The organism is Rossellomorea sp. GAMAL-10_SWC (assembly GCF_049568075.1).
Taxonomy (GTDB): Bacteria; Bacillota; Bacilli; order Bacillales; family Bacillaceae_G; genus Gottfriedia.
Genome location: NZ_CP144911.1, coordinates 1,470,843 through 1,488,538, shown reverse-complemented (window position 1 = coordinate 1,488,538; position 17,696 = coordinate 1,470,843). Strand labels below are relative to the sequence as shown.

General features: G+C 31.4%; 21 protein-coding genes and 1 pseudogene. 8 read left to right on the top strand and 14 right to left on the bottom strand.

Translation table 11 applies throughout. The annotated features are described in order from the left end of the window. Positions 1-131 precede the first annotated feature (131 nt). From V5E38_RS07220 to V5E38_RS07210, 3 genes are all read left to right on the top strand, one after another. The gene (locus V5E38_RS07220; RefSeq protein WP_176522604.1) at positions 132-293 is read left to right on the top strand and encodes a DUF8570 family protein; all 162 of its coding nucleotides are present in this window, start codon (positions 132-134) and stop codon (positions 291-293) included. Beyond that, positions 274-1,167: a prohibitin family protein gene (locus V5E38_RS07215; protein WP_499212717.1), complete on the top strand. Its 894-nt coding sequence runs from the start codon at positions 274-276 to the stop codon at positions 1,165-1,167. Before V5E38_RS07220 ends, V5E38_RS07215 begins: the two co-directional genes overlap by 20 nt. A 321-nt stretch (positions 1,168-1,488) precedes the next feature. Continuing rightward, positions 1,489-2,775, top strand: coding sequence for a glycosyl hydrolase family 18 protein (locus V5E38_RS07210; protein WP_499212716.1), 1,287 nt, complete (start codon positions 1,489-1,491; stop codon positions 2,773-2,775). Between the two features lie 53 nt (positions 2,776-2,828). On the opposite strand, the gene tlp is transcribed toward V5E38_RS07210, so the two are convergent. The 8 genes and pseudogenes from tlp to V5E38_RS07170 all read right to left on the bottom strand — a co-directional run. Beyond that, entirely contained in the window at positions 2,829-3,062 is a 234-nt protein-coding gene (gene tlp, locus V5E38_RS07205) for a small acid-soluble spore protein Tlp (protein ID WP_499212715.1), read from the bottom strand. Positions 3,063-3,105: 43 nt separating this feature from the next. Next, positions 3,106-3,246, bottom strand: coding sequence for an acid-soluble spore protein N (locus V5E38_RS07200; RefSeq protein WP_056476763.1), 141 nt, complete (start codon positions 3,244-3,246; stop codon positions 3,106-3,108). A 144-nt stretch (positions 3,247-3,390) separates the two neighbouring features. Further along, the gene (locus V5E38_RS07195; protein WP_082459651.1) at positions 3,391-3,528 is read right to left on the bottom strand and encodes an FbpB family small basic protein; all 138 of its coding nucleotides are present in this window, start codon (positions 3,526-3,528) and stop codon (positions 3,391-3,393) included. Positions 3,529-3,600: 72 nt separating this feature from the next. Then, complete coding sequence (locus tag V5E38_RS07190; protein ID WP_499212714.1) at positions 3,601-4,152, bottom strand: TlpA family protein disulfide reductase; 552 nt, start codon at positions 4,150-4,152, stop codon at positions 3,601-3,603. A gap of 563 nt (positions 4,153-4,715) precedes the next feature. Further along, positions 4,716-7,442 carry an aconitate hydratase gene (gene acnA / locus V5E38_RS07185; protein ID WP_499212713.1) on the bottom strand — a complete coding sequence of 909 codons (2,727 nt, stop codon included), beginning with the start codon at positions 7,440-7,442 and terminating at the stop codon, positions 4,716-4,718. 432 nt (positions 7,443-7,874) lie between these two features. Continuing rightward, positions 7,875-8,915, bottom strand: coding sequence for an acyltransferase family protein (locus V5E38_RS07180; RefSeq protein WP_499212712.1), 1,041 nt, complete (start codon positions 8,913-8,915; stop codon positions 7,875-7,877). 295 nt (positions 8,916-9,210) lie between these two features. After that, positions 9,211-9,423 (bottom strand): peptidoglycan-binding domain-containing protein, encoded by a 213-nt coding sequence (locus V5E38_RS07175; RefSeq protein ID WP_499213533.1) that lies wholly within the window; start codon positions 9,421-9,423, stop codon positions 9,211-9,213. Positions 9,424-9,429: 6 nt separating this feature from the next. Continuing rightward, positions 9,430-9,819: pseudogene (locus V5E38_RS07170) on the bottom strand (M15 family metallopeptidase); the annotation flags it as partial. Positions 9,820-10,254: 435 nt separating this feature from the next. Here V5E38_RS07170 and sspO point away from each other — a divergent pair. The 3 genes from sspO to V5E38_RS07155 all read left to right on the top strand — a co-directional run bounded on the left by sspO (position 10,255) and on the right by V5E38_RS07155 (position 11,409). After that, the gene (gene sspO, locus V5E38_RS07165) at positions 10,255-10,401 is read left to right on the top strand and encodes a small acid-soluble spore protein SspO (protein WP_097977831.1); all 147 of its coding nucleotides are present in this window, start codon (positions 10,255-10,257) and stop codon (positions 10,399-10,401) included. A gap of 680 nt (positions 10,402-11,081) precedes the next feature. Then, on the top strand, positions 11,082-11,216 hold the full coding sequence (locus tag V5E38_RS07160) for a small acid-soluble spore protein P (RefSeq protein ID WP_084006741.1): 135 nt from the start codon (positions 11,082-11,084) through the stop codon (positions 11,214-11,216). A 19-nt stretch (positions 11,217-11,235) separates the two neighbouring features. Next, complete coding sequence (locus tag V5E38_RS07155; RefSeq protein WP_499212711.1) at positions 11,236-11,409, top strand: YfhD family protein; 174 nt, start codon at positions 11,236-11,238, stop codon at positions 11,407-11,409. 53 nt (positions 11,410-11,462) lie between these two features. Here the strand turns inward: V5E38_RS07155 and V5E38_RS07150 are convergent, their stop codons facing one another. Beyond that, on the bottom strand, positions 11,463-12,167 hold the full coding sequence (locus V5E38_RS07150) for a DsbA family protein (protein ID WP_499212710.1): 705 nt from the start codon (positions 12,165-12,167) through the stop codon (positions 11,463-11,465). A 392-nt stretch (positions 12,168-12,559) separates the two neighbouring features. Further along, the gene (locus V5E38_RS07145) at positions 12,560-13,111 is read right to left on the bottom strand and encodes an NADPH-dependent FMN reductase (RefSeq protein ID WP_499212709.1); all 552 of its coding nucleotides are present in this window, start codon (positions 13,109-13,111) and stop codon (positions 12,560-12,562) included. A 776-nt stretch (positions 13,112-13,887) separates the two neighbouring features. On the opposite strand from V5E38_RS07145, the gene V5E38_RS07140 reads away from it, so the two are divergent. Further along, complete coding sequence (locus V5E38_RS07140) at positions 13,888-14,277, top strand: hypothetical protein (protein ID WP_499212708.1); 390 nt, start codon at positions 13,888-13,890, stop codon at positions 14,275-14,277. Between the two features lie 200 nt (positions 14,278-14,477). Here V5E38_RS07140 and V5E38_RS07135 read toward each other — a convergent pair whose 3' ends face one another. Together V5E38_RS07135 and V5E38_RS07130 are read right to left on the bottom strand one after the other, a co-directional pair. Next, entirely contained in the window at positions 14,478-14,627 is a 150-nt protein-coding gene (locus tag V5E38_RS07135; protein WP_091021567.1) for a hypothetical protein, read from the bottom strand. A 226-nt stretch (positions 14,628-14,853) separates the two neighbouring features. Next, a complete protein-coding gene (locus V5E38_RS07130) occupies positions 14,854-15,324 on the bottom strand; it encodes a hypothetical protein (RefSeq protein ID WP_499212707.1) in 471 nt (156 codons plus the stop codon). Positions 15,325-15,510: 186 nt separating this feature from the next. Between V5E38_RS07130 and V5E38_RS07125 the strand changes: the two genes are divergently transcribed. Then, complete coding sequence (locus V5E38_RS07125) at positions 15,511-15,942, top strand: DUF2621 family protein (protein ID WP_097977842.1); 432 nt, start codon at positions 15,511-15,513, stop codon at positions 15,940-15,942. A gap of 29 nt (positions 15,943-15,971) precedes the next feature. Here the strand turns inward: V5E38_RS07125 and V5E38_RS07120 are convergent, their stop codons facing one another. Together V5E38_RS07120 and V5E38_RS07115 are read right to left on the bottom strand one after the other, a co-directional pair. Further along, positions 15,972-16,451, bottom strand: coding sequence for a CcdC family protein (locus tag V5E38_RS07120; protein WP_097977948.1), 480 nt, complete (start codon positions 16,449-16,451; stop codon positions 15,972-15,974). 216 nt (positions 16,452-16,667) lie between these two features. Then, a complete protein-coding gene (locus V5E38_RS07115) occupies positions 16,668-17,375 on the bottom strand; it encodes a cytochrome c biogenesis CcdA family protein (RefSeq protein ID WP_499212706.1) in 708 nt (235 codons plus the stop codon). Between the last annotated feature and the right edge of the window lie 321 nt (positions 17,376-17,696).

The following is a 17,696-nucleotide window of genomic DNA, read 5'->3' as shown; positions in this document are numbered from 1 at the left end:
TCTTATTCTTCTACAGAATACTTTACCAAAAAATTAATAATTGTTCTATTTTTTAACTTATCCTAAATGTTATAATTTTCTTATAATAGTCTAATGATTTTCTAACATTAGAAATTAGGAGGTCGATCTTCTTGAAGGTTCTAGTGGGCTCAATCTTAATCATCCTACTTTTTTTATTCGGAGTATGGCTTCTTATTTCTCCAACATTTGAAAAAATTGGAGAGAAATCAGCTAAAGTAAAAAATATTTTAAAGGATAAGGAGGACAAAAATAATGGAAATTCGTCCAAATGAGAAAAAGAATCCATTTTTCAAGCGTAAACTAATTGGAGGAATTATCGCGGGTATTGCACTGATCTTAATCGCAACAATTCCAACATTATTTATTGAAAAAATAACACCTGGTTATGTAGGAGTTGTCTATTCACCAAATGGAGGAATACAGAAAAACACATTATCACAAGGTTGGAATTTCGTTGGATTATTCGATAAAGTTACCGAATATCCTGTCCGTCTTCGTACTGTAGAATATAAAGACGTTGCATTAGCTACTTCAGACGGTAAAAGAATTGAAATGGATTTATCATATACATATAAAATTGATCCTACTAAAGTAGTCTCCATGTTTAACGAGTTTGGACCTGTGTCGATCGAAGAAATTGAGGATACCTATTTAAAGAAACGTTTACAAGATGCAGCTCGAATTGCCGTATCAAAATACACAGTTTTACAATTATACGGTGAGAAATCAAGTAACGCCTCAGCAGATATTGAAACAATTTATAAAGACGATGTAAAAGTACTTGGTTTCTTTGTTGAAAATTTAACGCTAGGAACGCCAAAACCAGATGCAAAAACGCAGGATGCAATTGATGCACGTGTTCAAGCTGCCCAAGAAAATGATCGTAAAAAAATTGAACTAGAAACAGCTAAAATTGAAGCAGAAAAGAAAAAAGTAGAAGCCAAGGCTGATGCTGATTCACAACTAATCCGAGCACAAGGTCAAGCAAAAGCGAACCAAGTAATCCAACAAACGTTAACCAATGAATTAATTGAATACAAAAAAGCAGAGAAATGGGATGGAAAACTCCCAACTGTCTCAGGCAGTAACTCAAATATCATTCAATTCCCGCTTGATCCAAATAGCGAAAAAGAATCAAAAAAATAAATATTTCTCCTAAAAACCTAGCTTTTAGCTAGGTTTCATTGCGTATTAAAACTTGATTTTCAGACTGATTGCAAGCGCTTGTCTTTCGAGGCGAAGCCTGTTTAGGAGCGGAGTTACCTTTAACGGTAATGAGCACCGCTCAGCAGGCGAAGCAACGAAGAAAGCCAGCGTTTGGCGGGCAGTCAAAACCTAGCTTTTGGCTAGGTTTTTTATGTTCAAAATCAATTTCAATTTGCTTTTCCACCTAATCTCTTCTAATCCAAACTCTTTGGCATATATTTAATAGAGACGAATATCTACGTTTAATGAAAGGAGATAAACTTGATGCAAATTCATGTTGTAAAAAGTGGAGAAACTGTAATGAGTATTGCAGATTTTTATGGAGTTGAACGCCAAGCACTCATTAATTCAAATGCTCTTGTAGCTCCTTATAAAATAATAAAAGGTCAATCGCTTGTTGTACCAACTACAGGAAACGAATATTTTGTTCAACCCGGTGATAACTTATATGATTTAGCTTTAACGTATGGTGTAACATCAAGTCAAATCGCAACTTTAAGTGGAATTAGTCCATATGCTTCATTAAATGTCGGCCAAAAGCTACATCTTCCACCACGGAAAAAAAGAAATATCGAATCAATTGGCTATTTACAACCTACTTCAAACCCAATTAAGCCAGCACTTGAAGAATCGGCTCGAACAGAAAGTAAGTTTTTAACTTATTTAGCTCATTTTAGCTTTGATGCAAAAAGAGATGGTACACTATCAGAACCGCCGCTTGGAAACATTCCTCAAATCGCAAAGGATAATCGCTGTATTTATATGATGGTTGTCTCTAATCTAGAAAATGGACAGTTTTCAACATCTCTAGCAACCGATATATTACAAAGTCCAGCAGTTCAAGATAAACTGATAAATACCATTATTAGTACTGCTAATAAATACGGATTTAGAGAAGTAAATATAGACTTTGAAGACGTTGCTTCAACTGATCGTGTAGCTTATATTAATTTTTTAAATAAAGTAAAATCAAGGCTACCTCAAGGATTCATATTGAGCGCTACTTTAATACCAAAAACAAGTTCACACCAAAAAGGTAGATTTTACGAAGCTCATGATTATGCTAATATAGGTAAAGTTGTCGACTTTGTTGTAATCATGACATATGATTGGGGCTGGCAAGGCGGTCCTCCTATGGCCGTATCACCGATTGATCAAGTTCGTAAAGTAATCAACTATGCGAAAACTGTCATTCCTGTACCAAAAATTGTAATGGGTCAAAATTTATATGGATTTGACTGGAAAGTTCCATTTAAACAAGGTACGATGGCTAAAGCATTAAGTGCAGAAGCTGCTACAAATTTAGCAATTCAAATGACAAACGAAATCCTTTTTGATAACAAAGCAAGAGCACCTCATTACCGATATACAGAATCAAATGGTCAAAAACATGAAGTTTGGTTTGAAGATGCAAGATCAATTCAAGCCAAGTTTAACTTAATAAAAGAAGAGAATATACGAGGGATATCGTATTGGAAATTAGGATTACCTTTTATTCAAAATTGGGAGCTTCTTGAAGCTAATTTTAATGTAGTTAAAAGAGCATAATGAAAAGCTAGGTATTTATGAGGCTAACTCAAAATACCTAGCTTATTTTTTAATCAGTCATTCGTATTATTAAATGCTTGTTCGTCTTTTAGTTCACTTTCTAATGCTGCTATAGCTTCTTCGCGACGTTGATTTTTAGCTAATGCGTTTTGACGATCTTGTTCATTTCCGAATTTCATTGAAGCTTCTGCTTTGTTAATATTTTCCTTCGTATTGTTTATATTATCTTGAATTTTTCTTGCATTATCACTACGATCATCTGGCTTTGGTGTATTTGTATATTCCATCATAAATCACTCCAATTCAAAATTTGTTTTTGTGTTTTGGATTTTATCCGTTATCTACAATTGGTTGTTTGCCAGTAGGATCTTTATACTGCATTTGTTTACCCTTATTCCCACCAGCTGCTTTGTTTTGAGTACCTATATGATTTGGTACAAAATCTTTAGGATGTTTTTTTGGATTTCCCATTTTATCGCCCCCTAGCGATAGTATGAGTATTGTTGCTGTAAATATGTAAGAGGAAATTAAAAAATGACCAATTTTGACAACAAAAAAAGAAGGAAATAATTCCTTCTCTTGTATAAACAAATTCGATTTTCGAAACTGTCTAATTTACTCCGCTTTAGCTTTTCTTTCTAAACGTTCTTCTAGTCGATCATATATTTTATTCAAAGCTTCTTCATCATTTAATAGAGAATTTTTATTTTCAAGAATTAATTCTTGAAACGATTTATGTCTTTTCTTTCTCAAAACAATCACCTCTTCTTTTTATGTTAGTATTGCCAAAAAAAAGAGTTTTCTTACATTTTAGTAAATTTTTTCTTATTTTAAAAATGCATTTAATTGTTTTTCAGTTAATGGTCCAATTTGCTTAAAAACTACTTCTCCATTCGGATTAATAAAGTATGTAGTTGGTATTGAAATCACACCATATTTACGAAAATTATCACCGTTTTCATCAATTAAAATTCGATAATTCATACTATTTTTATTAACAAAGTTCTTGATAAAATTTAAATCCTTTTTCTCGCCAATATAATCCGCAACACCGATCATTTCAATACCCTTATGCTCTTGATGGAATTTCTCTAATGCTGGTATCTCATCTTGACATGGAGGGCACCAAGTAGCCCAGAAGTTTAAGATTACTTTCTTACCTTTGAATGAAGACAAATTAACCTTCTTTTCATCTAAAGTCATCAATTGTATATCAGGTGCCTGCTGTCCAACTTGAACACCTAATTTTTGAATTGAAGCAATATAAGCATCATTATTGTTACTGACTTTTTTCTCTTCTTCTTTTTTCTCATATAATTGAAAAATTGAATATCCTAACGCTACTAAAAGAATCAACAAAGGAATTACTTTTTTCATACAAATCACCCTTTTAATGAACTATCTCTATTTAACCATAATAAATACAAAAGTGGAACAAGCTCGCATTGTTCTTAAACAATATCTTTATGGATTATCTTTTACATACTGTTTTCCATTCAAATTATCTTAATATAGATCCACTTTTTTAATATTTTTTACAAGAATGCCTCATTAATTCGTAAATTTTTTATCCATTTTGTACATTTTGGTGTATGGTTGATCGTTTCTGTCTGTTACATTACGGATATTCGGATTTTAATTATGATTCTAATTCCATCTTTTTAATTACGATTACTGGTTTTTATTTATGATTCCATCTTTTTAATTGCGATTACTGATTTTTATTTGTGATTCCATCTTTTTAATTGCGATTTCTGGTTTTTATTTGCGATTCCATCTTTTTAATTACGATTACTGGTTTTTATTTGCGATTCCAACTTTTTAATTGCGATTACTGGTTTTTATTTGCGATTACTGGTTTTATTTGCGATTCAACAGTCTCGCACCACCTACTCAAAATCAAAAAAACACGGTCCAAAAGACCGTGTTTTCAACATAAATTAATGAGTTACTTTAGAGTTATTTAATTTGTCACGTAATACCATTTGTAAGATACCACCATGACGGTAGTAGTCGATTTCAACTTCACTGTCGAAACGAGCAACTACTTCAAATTCAGCAGTTGTGCCGTCTTCTTTTGTTGCAGTAACTTTTACAAGATCACGTGGTTTAACATTCTCATCTACATTAACAGCAAATATTTCTTTACCTGTTAATCCAAATGTTTCAGCATTTTCGCCATCTTTAAATTGAAGTGGTAATACACCCATTAATACTAAGTTACTTCTGTGAATACGCTCGAAACTTTCAGCAAGAACCGTTTTGATACCTAATAGATTTGTTCCTTTAGCAGCCCAGTCACGAGAACTTCCCATACCGTAGTCATTTCCAGCTAAGATCATTAATCCAGTACCATCTTCTTTATAACGCATTGCTGCATCATAAATCGACATTACTTCACCAGTTGGCCAGTAAGTAGTGTATCCACCTTCTGTACCAGGAGCGATTTGGTTACGGATACGGATATTAGCAAAAGTACCACGCATCATTACATCGTGATTACCACGACGAGAGCCGTATGAGTTAAAGTCTACAGGTTTAACACCTTTACTTTGTAAGTAAAGTCCTGCAGGAGTTGTTTTACCAATTGAACCAGCTGGTGAGATGTGGTCAGTTGTTACTGAATCACCGAATTTACCAACGATTTTTAAACCAGCTAATGGTTTAACTATGCCTGGCTCTTTTGATAATCCTTCAAAGAATGGAGGATTTGCGATATAAGTTGATTCGCTATCCCATTTGTATAAAGAATCATCAGTTGTTTGAATTTCGTTCCAACGTTTGTTATCTTCAAATACTCTTTCGTATTCTTTTTTGAATAATTCAGGAGTAACTGTAGATGCAACTACTTCTTGAACTTCTGCAGATGTTGGCCAAATATCTTTTAAGAATACATCGTTTCCATCTTTATCTTGACCGATTGGTTCAACAGAGAAGTCGATATTTACATTACCTGCTAACGCGTAAGCAACTACTAATGGTGGTGATGCTAAGTAGTTACCTTTAACTTGAGGATGAATACGTCCTTCAAAGTTACGGTTACCAGAAAGTACAGATGTTACTAACATATCATTATCAGCAATAGCTGCTTCCATTTCAGGAGCTAATGGACCTGAGTTACCGATACATGTAGTACAACCATAACCAACGATGTTAAATCCTAATTGATTTAAGAAAGGAATTAAGCCAGCTTCTTGTAAATATCCACTAACTACTTTAGATCCTGGAGCTAATGAAGTTTTTACATAAGCAGGTACTGTTAAACCTTTTTCAACAGCTTTTTTAGCTACTAAACCAGCACCTAACATAACGTATGGGTTTGAAGTATTTGTACAACTTGTGATTGCTGCGATTGCTACTGCACCAGTTTTAAAAGTTGTTTCAGTACCGTTTTCAAATTTAACGTTTACCTCTTTATTTAATGCTTCATCAGTTAAACCGAATCCTGCATTACCCATTGGAGCAGAAACTGCCGCTTGGAATGCTTTTTTCATTTCAGATAATGGGATTAAATCTTGTGGACGTTTTGGACCAGAAAGATTTGATTCAATTTCTGAAAGATTGATTTCTACTAAATCAGTAAATGTAGGATCTTCTAAGTCAGCTGTATAGAATAAATCATTAGCTTTGCAGTATGCTTCAACTAATTGAATTTGCTCTTCAGAACGACCTGTTAAACGTAAGTAGTTAAGTGCCTCAGCATCAACTGGGAAGAATCCACATGTTGCACCGTATTCAGGAGCCATGTTTGCAATTGTAGCACGGTCTGCTAAAGGCATGCTTTGTAAACCTGGTCCAAAGAACTCTACAAATTTATTTACTACACCTTTTTTACGTAAAACTTCAGTAACTTTTAACGCAACATCAGTTGCAGTTGTTCCACTTGGTAAAGCACCGACTAATTTAACACCGATAACTTCTGGAACTGGGAAATATGATGGTTGACCAAGCATACCTGCTTCAGCTTCAATACCACCTACACCCCAACCTAATACACCTATACCATTAATCATAGTAGTATGTGAGTCAGTACCTACTAATGTATCAGGGAATGCAACAACTTCACCATCTTCATTTGCAATTGCGTGTACTACATTTGCTAAGTATTCTAAGTTAACTTGGTGTACGATACCAGTTGCTGGTGGAACTGCACGATAGTTATTAAATGCTTTTTGAGCCCAGCTTAAGAATTGGTAACGCTCTTCGTTACGAGAAAATTCTAAATCCATATTGAAATCTAATGCATCCACTGAACCAGCTTTATCAACCATTACAGAGTGGTCAATTACTAGATCTACTGGAATTTCTGGATTAATTACTTCAGGGTCTCCACCCATATCTGCCATTGCCTTACGTAATGAAGCTAAGTCAACTACCGCTGGAACACCTGTGAAGTCTTGTAAAATAACACGAGAAGGTTTAAACGGAACATCTACATCTTGTAGCTCGCTTGTTCCCCATTTTGCTAAATTTTCAACATGATCTTTTGTAATTACTCTTCCATCTACTTGACGAAGAACTGATTCTAGTAACACTTTAATCGAATAAGGTAATTTACCGATTTTAGCTACTCCAGCTTCCTCAATTGCTTTTAAGCGATAATAATGATAAGTTTTATCGTTCGCAGTAAATGTCGAACGAGATTGGAAAACGTCATTTTTCCCCATGTTTTCTTCCCCCTATTAAGCAAAAAATGTCTGAATATATTTTATATCCAAACTTTTCAATACCTTACAATAATATATTATTACAATGTATATCATAAGTAAATAAGAAGTAACTTATCATTTGTAATAAGTATTACTTATGACCTTTTAAAATCAAAGTTACTATAATAATCTTTTACCCAATTATATCAAAGTTTATATCAATATAATTAATTTAAGTTTTTAAAAATTTGTGTACTTGAATTGTTTTTTCAAAGGAATAAGACTGTAAAACGAGTGAATCAAATGCATTGAAAGGGATGAAAGGTATATAACCGACTAACAAATAATAGCCCTTTATCTGAAACGGACACAGGGCTTTATTTGAATTGAAATTGTTTTTGACCATTTTTCTTTTAATTCGAAATTATTTTTCAGCGCTTTCACTTTTTATCATGAGGCCTTTAGTTGACTGATTGTATTTTCTGTAACGACTGGCTTTCCTTTCCCATTTAGTAATATGTTTAAAATTGGGATCTTTTTAATGAAAAACGATAGTGAAATAGGGATAATTAATCCAATTGCAAAGTATATGGACCAATGTATCGTTCCTACAACATAAAGTTTATCTATAAATTTCAATGTTGCGATAGCAAATCCAACATGGAAAATTAAAATTATTAATGATTCTCTACCTAAATAAGTAAAAAACTTTGTTGGTAATTTCATTTTTGACAACAATTTTGCAAACGATAATGTTGCAATGCTTCCAGAAATGCCAGCTATATAAAATATAAAAAAGTTATTATAAATCCTATTGTTCATATCTGCATTGTTGATATAAGTAGCAATTCCGAATATTATGAAAGATAAAATTGATACAATTCCAATTGGTTTTATTTTATTTAATAAATGATATTCCTTAAATTTATTCCCTAAATACATGAAAAAAAGAGCTACTAAAGCGATATCTAAACCCCATGGTAAAAAAACAAAACGACTTATACCATAGCCAATCAATCCAATAATTAAGTAAAAACCTATTTGGGTGTAAACGTTAAAATCACCAATTATTTTTTGTGAGTAACAATAGAGTAATTGAACACAAAATAAACAAACTAAAAACCATAACGGTACATTTAAGCTTAACCATCCATTAACTCCATTTCCATATAAAATGCCAACAAGAGGCTTATACCATTTAAATTCAGTTCTTAATGGGTCTGCAATTTTTAAAATTAACCAGTAAAAATAAGATAATATCCCTACTGAAAAATAAGGAACAAGTAAAGCATGAAATTTGTTGATCCATAATAGTCGCGTATCATTTAAGTACCTCTGACTACTAAAAAGATACCCTGATACCAAAAAAAACAATGGCATTCTAAAGTCTCTTAATATGTTATTTAACCAGATTGGAATAGCCGTATGTCCCATTACTACTAGAAATATAGTTATCCCCCGTGCGATGTCTATTTCGATAAATCTTTTCATCCATCCGTATCCTCCAGAAATGCTTCAAGCACCCATAATAAGTTTTTTGTCCAATAAACATCATATTGGAGGATGTAAATTTTTACAATCTTATATTTTTTATACTCCTTTCGTTAAAAACTGTCTTTTTCGTAACATATAAGCTATATGTAACGTAATCCATTTTGAATTGATTAGTCGCATATTAAAACAAACCCTGTACAATACTTATACAGGGTTTGACTAATTTTTATTTTTACAATTTGAAATTTCAAATGTTACTTTACTAAATTTAATAATAAGATTTTACCTTTTCTTAGACAAATAATTTTGCCCAAGTTTTTGCGCCAACTTTTCCATCTACGGTCAGGCCATTTTTCTTTTGAAAATTCCTTACTGCCCGATCCGTAATTGGACCGAAAATACCGTCTTCGGTAATTCCTAATTCTTTTTGAACTAATTTAACACTATTTCCTTTTGAACCTGATTTTAAGATTGTTCCTGGATATGAAGGAGGTTTAGATTCCAATACTTTATCAGTACCATATCCTTTGTATTCAAATTGGAAATGGGGCCCATCTACAAAGCTACTCCAGTCCCCACCCCATGTGAAGCCAATGGATTTAGCATAATTAATAGCCGATTTAAATGGTTCAGAATCGTATGAGTTCCACGCTTCTTTACCATTTACTATTGGAACAAAGTCTAATGCTTGACCTACAAGATGATATGACTTTCTAGTTTGGGACTTGCCATTATCAACTAGTTCTTCTTGACGTTCTCTTGTTCGAGTCGTTTCGTAAATTAAAACATTGATATTATTTTTTATACAATAATTGTACCATTTTAAAGCAGCCTGCTTTGTATTTGGAGCTAGCTTATTTATATTTGATAAATTTCTTTCGTGATAAGTTGGATTTGTCATTTCTGATTTCTCCTTTTAAATAAATTTAAAAAGCCAACCTACTTAGGAAGACTTATCCCAGTAAATAACATCGCTTGCTTTCATACACTTCTAAATAAACATTAAATCGTACATATAAGCCAATATATTCACAAAGTTGAAATACGGTTTGAATAAATAGTCCAAAAGCTCTCGTTTTTTTCTACTGGACAAGTCTTTATTCCTGTTAATTTTTGAAGCCATGTTAAATCCCGGAAAATTCCCTCAACTATAAACATAAAAAAACACCTAAGGTGCAGAGATTAAACAACTTAATAATGACACTCACATTATTTACCATTGAATTTTTAGGGTACTAAAAAAAAGATAGGAAAGAATATCGATTATAAAAGGCCGTTTTCAAACCAATTCATTAAAAGTGTTGGCGAAAATGCCCTTGTATAAGGAGGAATAATCATGTCAAGACGTAAAAATATTTCTGGTAGCGGAATGTCAGCTTCAATCGAGCAAGGGAAAGCTGCTGGTTTTAATGAAGAAACTGCACAAGAGCCACTTTCAGCTGATTATAAGTTAAACAATAAAAAGACAAAAAAAAGACAATAAAAAAATAGCAAGCAATTTGTAGGAATTGCTTGCTATTTTTTATTTTTTTTAATTATTACTCAAAATCGTCTTTTCGCTTTCTTAAAATACCTTTGTTCAGCGTCGATTGAGGCATTAAATAAATAATATCTCCTGTTCTTTTCGTATCTCTATTAACATTACTTTTTCTTCGATTATAGTATAGGAAAAAATTAATCACATTTTTTTGTCTCTTATTATATTGAATTTTCTTGAACAAGAGATAGAGTACGATCACACCCGAATATATAAGACAAACTGCTAGTATTTGCATAATCAGTATCAGTCTCCTCTTTTATTTTGACTATTACTAGTATTGGTCAAATTACTTGTTTCATACATCAAAAGAGTCAGACAAACTAAAAAAATTAACTTTTACTCTATTAATTTCTTAGATTTAATTGTTGTTTGTCTTTTTTTATTATGAAAAATAATTTTCTCAACATTCAATCTTTACAATTAATATTAGATGAATTAATTAGATGAATTAGATCATAAGAATACCTCCCTTTCATTAATTTATTTATATATATGGAAAATGGTTATTGAAAATTATTAGAAAAAAATGATTAAAACGCTTTCAATTATAAATTAGTAAATATTTCATTTTGGCATATTTTTTCGCTTACAACTAAAGCTATTAGTAAAGGAAGGTGACAAGAATGACAAACAAATCGTCAAAAAGAAATAGCCCAATTGACCATGAAAGTGGACAACCAAAACCATTAAGCGGTTCTCATAAAGTAAAGAACCAAAATCATACAAGACAGAAAAAACATAGTCACCACGATATGTAATTTAAATTAATTAGTTATAATGGAGGGGTTTAAATTGAAGAATAAGAAAAGTACTTACAATTCTAATTTTAATAAGAATGTAAAGCCTGACGGACTTGATGTCGAGTATTCAGCGGAATTAGCAGACCATGATGATATAGAGGCACAAGAACGTTCAGCTCAAGCAGATGCACGTGTAAAGAAAAAAATGTAATTTGTTTTATCTAAACAAATAAAGGTATGCGATTTTTCGCATACCTTTTTTAATTATTTGTTTATTTCAGCGTCAATTGCTGCTTTAATTGATTCTAAGCTAGGGTTGTCCACTGCTTTACCATTTACAAAGATTGTAGGTGTTCCGTTAACACCATAATGGTTAGCAATTGCAACATCGTTAGCAACTTGTTTCATTGCATCTTTTTTGTATAAATCTTTTTTAAATTGTTTTTCGTCTAAATTCGGAATAACAGATTTCGCAATGCTTGCTAATTTATCAGGTGTAGCCCAAGTTGTTGTTTCATCTTCTTGTTTTAAATAGATTTGCTCTTGAAACTTCCAAAATGAATCTTTATGAGTTTTATAAACTACTTCTGATGCAAGTGCAGCTAAATTTGAATCCTTCGAAATAAACGGATAGTTAATAAATGAAAAATTGATTAAACCATTATCAATATAATCGGCTTTTAGTTCTGGAAAAACTACTTTATTCCATTGAGCACAAATTGGACATTTATAATCACCAAATTCCACTACTTCAACTTTTGCATCTTTATTGCTAAATGTTGGTTGATCCTTTGTGTCAAACCCATCAACTTTTACTTGATTTACTCCAGCAATTGTTGGATATACTTCTTCAGTCTTTTTATCTTGCAATTTAGAAACTAAAAATAATGCTCCAACTAAAACAACTATTCCAACAAATACAGAAATAGCAAACGTTTGATTACTATTAGATTTTTTCTTTTTACTCATTAGTGCTATATTCCCCCTACAATTATGTATTGTACATTATTGTAACATAAACTCTATTAGCCTAACTATTCATAACCATCGTAATTGAAAATAATTCTTAATAAATAGATCATCCATATTCATAAAGTATCTTCTTAAGTACATAAGTAGTTTTATTATTGAAATCTCTTTTTAATTTAAACAAAATTAAAGAGCATTTCTCATTATAAAGAAATGCCCTTATTTTAAAATTAAAAAATTTCCTACTTGATCAATTAAACTTTCATAAAGCATGATTTAGTCGAACAACAAATAGTTCAACCTTTTTTTGCTATATGGCAGGATCGTTTTAAATGAGCATATCAGAAACTTTTTTTGCGTCTGATATTCTTAACATAGTACCTTAATAATGACTATTGTCTCAAGGTTTTTAATGCACCACTCCAAGCAATAACTTGATCAAGCATTGCTTTTACATTATTAAGATGTAAATCAGCTGGTTTGAAGGTAGTATAGTTTTCGAAATCGGTAAATAAGGACAGTGTAGGGTGAACACGAACATCTGCAATCATTAATTCTCCCATTATTCCTCGTAAATGTTCAGCTGCACGGGCACCGCCAGTTGAACCATAACTTACGATACCTGCCGCTTTGTTATTCCAAGCTTCACGAGCGAGATCAAGTGCATTTTTTAAAGCTCCTGTTATACTGTGATTATATTCTTGAGCGATAAATACGAATCCATCCAAGCTGTTAAGTTTTTCGTTCCAAGCTACAATTCCTGGTTCAGTTCCATCAGTAGTTCCTAAAAAAGGTAATTGATAATCAGCTATATCTACAATTTCATAGTTTGCATCTCCACGTTTGTCGGCAATTCCTTTAACCCATTCTCCCACTTGGGGGCTAACTCGTCCCTGTCTTGTACTACCTAAAATAATACCCACATTTAATTTTTCATTTGTCATTGTTTTTTCCTCCTATTTGCTTATTTATTTATTTTTCCAAATTTTTATGAACCAATTCCAATTCTCTTATATAAATCAATTAGCTAATCTTTTTCTTCATTTGAGATAAATAATAACTTTGAGAAATGGTTGGAACGTGGTTGGGAAAAATCTCGTCAAATAATGCTATTCCTTCTTCTTTCAGTACAACATTCGATTTGGGTTAGGCTGTATTTCCACAAGACCTTTCTTTTCTCGTGTAAGTAGATGTTCGCTTCATCGCTTGGCTTATATGTAGTTCGAACCAATTATGAAATCCTCAGTCCTTTATGTATACTCATAATTTTTTATATTCTTCGTTGGCTAATATTACCATAAATTAAAGATTTCTCTATCATATGTAAATATTCCTTTTTATTCGAAATCTTAAATGAATTCTCTGCTTTTTATATAAATAAAAAAAGCTATATTTGCAGCTCTTGTTGTTCAACTTTCCTGAAAATATTAATCCTTCTTTGTACTTTTGTGCAACCTGACCCTGTTCAATTAATTTTTTTAACGGGTATTTTCTCTCAGTGTATTTTTATAAATCATATTAAGCTATTACTTTGATCAATACTTTACATCCAAGAGTCTACCATGAAGTAAATATTAACCTTCCATTCAAAATTGGCTAACGCATACACGTAAGCTTCTTTTCGAGGTTTTTTTCCTAAGAATATGTTAAAAATTACTAGTCATGTGAAAGCTTGTTCCCCTTTATAATGAAAGATGATTTGGAAAAATGGAGGAAAATTATGTTTAAAATCATGCTATCAAGCTTTCAGCCGAGTAAGTACAATGAAGTGCTTCATTCGAAAAAACGAAGCATCATCGGTTACTATTTACTGGCAAGTTTCTTGTTAAGTGCGGGGCTATTTGAGCTCTTGATGAATTTCGATATAGCATCGGATACGACATCGTTATGGACGGTATTAGAAAATGGATTCGGAGATCATGCTGAGCTATTTCTACTGATTGTCATCCCGTTCATTGTACTAATCATTCCGGTGATGATGCCAGTCTTGTTTTCACTTGTTTATAAGTATGCTGCACGAAAAAAGGAAATTCATTTATCGTATCGCCAGTGGTACAAATTATTTTTCGTTGGCGCGATCTCATTTACGTTCGTATCATTTATTGTATAAATCAGCGACAACAAAAAAAGAAACCGACAATTAAAAGAAAAATTTCTGTTGGAGTTTACTGGGCTACCCAAACAGCTAGTCTATTGATTCTTCCATTGAAATTTAGTCGACAAATGGCTATCTGATGACGAATAATTGAAAAAAGTACTTCGAATAAAAAAACATAGGGAGATTTTAGTCTTCCTATGTTTTCATTCATATTATTTATCTGTTTGTTTTTGCTTATTTTTCAAATACTCCGCACGCATTTTTTCAAGTTGCTGCTTTTTATCAAATTTTGCAGGCGTCTGTTTTTCATGAAACTTTGACACAGCCATCTGACCTTTTGTATCCAATTGATATTTTCCCACTTTATTCACCTACTTTTCTATCTTTAAAGAGAATCTATTCAACAAATATAATATACATTATTTTACTGAAGAAAACATTATTATAACGCTTAACCTTGCATATATCACTATAAACATTAAAAACTTAGTAAAATATTTAATCACCAAATGGTATTCATTTCATTGATCAATATTCTAAAAATGCAAATAGCCAAGTCTACAATTAAATAAACTTGGCTTTCATTTATTAGTTATTTTTATTGACTAAAATAATCAATTCTTCATCAAATATAATGTCGGAATTTAAAATTAACAGTTCTCTTATAAAAGCTTTGGGATTTTCGAGGGTTAAAATAATTGGTTGCACTGACTCGTTAATATGAATTAATAAAGTTATTATTTCTTTATTTTTTCCATAAACTTCGACTAGTTGCTTTATTTCTGTAATATCATTGACCTTAAGTTTAACTGTTAGAATGCCTTTATGAATAATAATTTCATCCTGGATTAATACAATATCACTTCTTATTAGGCGGAAAGCTGTAATGCTTAAAACAAATACGACTACAGCGATTTGTAGATAGGTCTTTAAATCATTTCCGTTTCCTACAAGCATTGATATTAACTTGTACAGGATGACCAGGAATATTGAACTGGCAGCCATATAAAATAAAATACTTAGAAAAGTAAAGTGAGAAGAGAATTTAGTTTGTTTCACATTCTTTCGCCTCCTCTACGACTTTTTTCTTTATTTTTTCTACTATATGATTCAAATACTTAAAATGAAACTAGTACTTAAAAATTAATGGTCATTTTTTGACAAAAAACATTTGTACTTGCTTGATACTTGTCATATTTTCTTACTATAATAGTGGTATGTTTACCTAATACAAGGAGGATACATATGTTTTCGTTCTTTTCTCAAATTATGATTGTCTTATGGACAATTTTCTTGTTAGGAATGATGTCAATCGGCGGATACTTTATGTTCAGAAAGTTTTTAAAAAGATTACCTAAAGAGGATGGGAAATCGATTTTAGATTGGCAGGAAGAATATTTACAACAAACAAGACATTTATGGTCAACTGAACAGAAAGAATTACTTGAAGAATTAGTAAAACCTGTTCCATCTTTATTTAGAGATATAGCTCGAGATAAAATAGCAGGAAAAATTGGTGAGTTAGCTCTAATAGCTAACGCTCCGCAAATTACACAAGGTTTAATTATTGAAGGTTATATTAAAGCAACCCCAAAACGTGATCATGCATTTTTAGTTAAAACATTAAAGAAAAAAGAAATTGATTTTACTGATTATAAGCATTTACTTGCAAAATAAAAACGTGTACCGATTAGGTACACGTTTTTTCATGTAATAATTGTATTTGATGGAAGCTGTCTTCTCATTTTTTGATATGATTTGTACATTGCTAATCGCCAAGGAACAATCATTGAAAATGCTAATAAGAAGAACATACCACTTAATTGGCCTACATCGATTGAAGAACTTAAATATAACTTCATCACGATTCGAACTACTAATAAACCAAGTAAGATAAAGACAAATGCTTTTGATCTTTTTAAATAAATTTCATTATCTACAATTTCAAATTTAGATGTTTTAATTAAAAATAACGAAAAAAATACTCCCATACAAACAGCTTCTAATACTTCAGAACCTGTCAATCTAAACTCTGGTACTAAGTACATTAAAGCTCCACTACTCATAAAAAATGGAGGTAAAATTATTTTTTTAAGGTTTGTCGGCTTTTTAGCAGCTTTTAGTCTAACGAAAATTACTCCTAAAGCCATACAGGTTGCAAATACTGTGCTAAAAATTATACTCATATCTTTACTCATTTTTTTCACTACCTTTTTTCTCAATCTTAAAGAATAACAATTCTTAAACGCATTGACTATTTTAGTAACTGATTACTACAGTTTTTGTGAATACAAAGCACTCTTTTTTATCATATAAACTGATTATATAATACTGCTTCTACCACATCGATGCAAATCCAATAACTTCAAATCCTGCATTTTTTTACAATGGAAATATAATGTTTAAAACCCAGTAAATCCACCAAAAAATCTAGTAAAATAAATTGTTATTTTAGTCAACCAATCAAAATATAACAGGATTCCCATAATGATCATGATATATCCACCAAAAACGACGATTTTATGTGAATATTTTTTAATCCAACCTAGTGATCCTAAATAAAACGACAATACAAAAAATGGAATAGAAAATCCAAGTGTATATGCTAACATATAAAATAGACTTGAACCTGGGTTACTTACTGCAAGTGCAAATACTGACGTTAAGATTGGTCCAGTACAAGGTGTCCAACCTGCAGCAAATGCTAATCCAATTAAAGTAGAACCTAGAAATCCTGAGGGACGTTTTGAAAATTGAAACCTTCGATCATTCATTAAAAACTTCGGTTGAAAAATACCCGTTACGACTAATCCTAGAAATACAATTAAAATCGCACCAACTTGACGAATAAAATCTTGATATCGCATAAAAAAAGAACCAACTATGGAAGTGCTAAAACCTAATACAATAAAAATGATTGTAAAACCTAGTAAAAAGAACAATGTATGTAGTAAAGTTTTACTTTTATGTATTCTTTTTTCATTTTGTAGATCACTTAAAGATACCCCTGTAATATACGATAAAAACGCTGGATAAATCGGTAGACAACATGGAGAAATAAAGGAGAGAAATCCCGCTCCAAATGCAATACCAATATTTAAATCCCCCATTAACTTACATCCCTTCTCATCTTTACATTCTAGATAATATTATAACAGAATTGCTTTTTATTTAGTATTAAAAGTAGTTAATAGACCGCATCATACACATATTTTAAGAATCTCTAATTATTCATTCATTACCAAAAAATTGAAGAATAGTGATTAAATTTGAATATTTTCACTTAAATTTCGGCACACTTCTTAATAAACTAATTTATTATAAAGGTGGAAACATGTTTAAAAAAATATGGCCAAGTATTTTATTATTATTAATCCTTATCATTTATTACTGGAAAATATTACCTATAATTTATAAATTTCATGAATAAG